This window comes from Rhodococcus sp. CX, from assembly GCF_015865005.1.
GTDB lineage: Bacteria > Actinomycetota > Actinomycetes > Mycobacteriales > Mycobacteriaceae > Rhodococcus.
The window spans coordinates 1-1,801 of the sequence record NZ_JADZGH010000108.1; the positions used below are offsets into that span (position 1 = coordinate 1).

At 71.1% G+C, this 1,801-nt stretch carries 1 protein-coding gene and 1 pseudogene; one reads left to right on the top strand and one right to left on the bottom strand.

Going from position 1 to position 1,801, the window contains the following annotated elements:
• Nucleotides 1-1,289 (bottom strand): Hsp70 family protein (locus tag I0Q12_RS11755; protein WP_197252088.1); only part of this gene is annotated, 1,289 nt, incomplete at its 3' end.
• Nucleotides 1,290-1,459: 170 nt separating this feature from the next.
• Here I0Q12_RS11755 and I0Q12_RS11760 point away from each other — a divergent pair.
• Nucleotides 1,460-1,801: pseudogene (locus I0Q12_RS11760) on the top strand (protein tyrosine phosphatase); the annotation flags it as partial.

The window sequence follows — 1,801 nt, forward strand, 5'->3', positions numbered from 1 at the left end:
GTGGTCGTGGTGACCGGTGCCGGCGCCACGGCGGGCCTCGGTGACGGCTTCGACGACGGCGGCGTCGTCACCACCGTCTCCGCGGGAGCGGACTCGTCGACCGGATCCGAACCGAAGACGCTGTTGCCGGCTCCGAGGGCGACACCGATCAGGGCCACCACCATCAGAGCGGTTCCCGCGAGGCCCGCGCCGCTGATCTGCTTGCCGCTGACCCGGGGTCCGCGGGCTGTGAGCATCCCCAGCCAGGACCGCGATTCGTCCGCGTCCGCGGCATTCGCGGGCTTCTCCTTGGGACGGGCGATCCGATCGGTGCGCTGCTCGGTGCGCCGGTCCGTGGCTGCGAATCCGCTGACACCGGCCTGCGCCCCGGCCGGGCGCGCGATGCGCTCGGTCGCCGCCGGCGGCGGGACGATGCGCGTGGTCATGCCCGGTATCGAGTCCTTCGGCCGACCGGCAAGGAGAGCGCCGCCCTTCGCGAGGACCAGCTCCGGCTCGTGCGGCACCACCAGCGGCAGCCGCAGCCAGGACCGCAGGACCTCCTGGACGAGGGGGATGTGCGCGCCGCCACCGAGCAGCACGATCGCCTCCGGATCCCGGCCGGCACGCTCGACGATGTCGCGGACGAACCGCGCGGACGATTCGACGCACTGCGCGATCAGCGGGTCGAAGGTGTCCCGCGACATGAGAATGAGCCCGGCAGCTCCCGGCACCGCGACCGCGTCGCTCGCGGACAGCTGTTCCTTCGCCTCGCGGCACTGCGCGTCGAACTCGGTGACGGTCGCCGGATCGTCGGGCAGCCACACCCCGTTCGTGCCGAGCTGGTGTTCGCGGATCGCAGCGTCGAACACCCGTCCCCCGACGGTGTCGGTGCGTCCCGCGAGGACCTCGCCGGACGGAAGGTCGACGACGGTCACGGTGAGGCCGGAATCGCCCAGGTCGTAGAACACCGCCGTGTCGGTGCAGAGCTCACCGCTGGCACGCAGATACGCCAGCGCCGCCTCGGACTCGGAGACCAGGTCGAACCTGTCGAGACCCTGTTCCGCCATGGCCTTGCGGATCCGGTCCGCCTGCGCCGCGTCGCGGTACACCACACCGAGAGCGTCGATCGGCTCCCCCGCCACGCCCGTCTGGAACAACACGCCCAAGGTCTGTGCGGCGAGACGGGCGGGGTCGTCGCGACCTGTGTCCACCACCTGGAACTGAAATCCCGCCGAGGGCGTGGTCCGGTCGATCGGACGCACGATCCGGACGGCGCTCTCCCCAACGGTCACCCCGAGTACCGAACTCATCAGCCGCCTTCTGCAATTCCGGCGCCGCTCCAGTGCTCACCCCCGGCGCCCCAAGACGCCCCGATGTTACCCAACGGTCTCGATACGGCATACGGGCAATTGAGGGGACTCGATTCCACCGCTGTGGTACGGCTCCGCGCGGCGGGCCGGGCGGTGCATAGGATCAGGCGATGCGGGTCCTCTTCGTATGCACGGGAAACATCTGCCGATCGCCCACGGCCGAGCTTCTGACCACGGCGTTCGCCGCCGAGGCCGGGCGACCGGATCTCTCCGCGCACAGCGCCGGCACCCGCGCCCTGGTCGGTCACGGTATGGAATCGACGGCCGCGCTGGTGCTGCAGCAACTCGGCGGCGACCCGCACGGATTCACCGCCCGCCGGTTGACCCCGGCCATCGCGGAGGACGCCGACCTCGTCCTGACCATGTCCGAAGCCCATCGCTCGGCGGTGATCACCGCGGCCCCGCGGATGATGCGCGTCACGTTCACCCTTCGCGAGGCAGCCCGGCTGCAG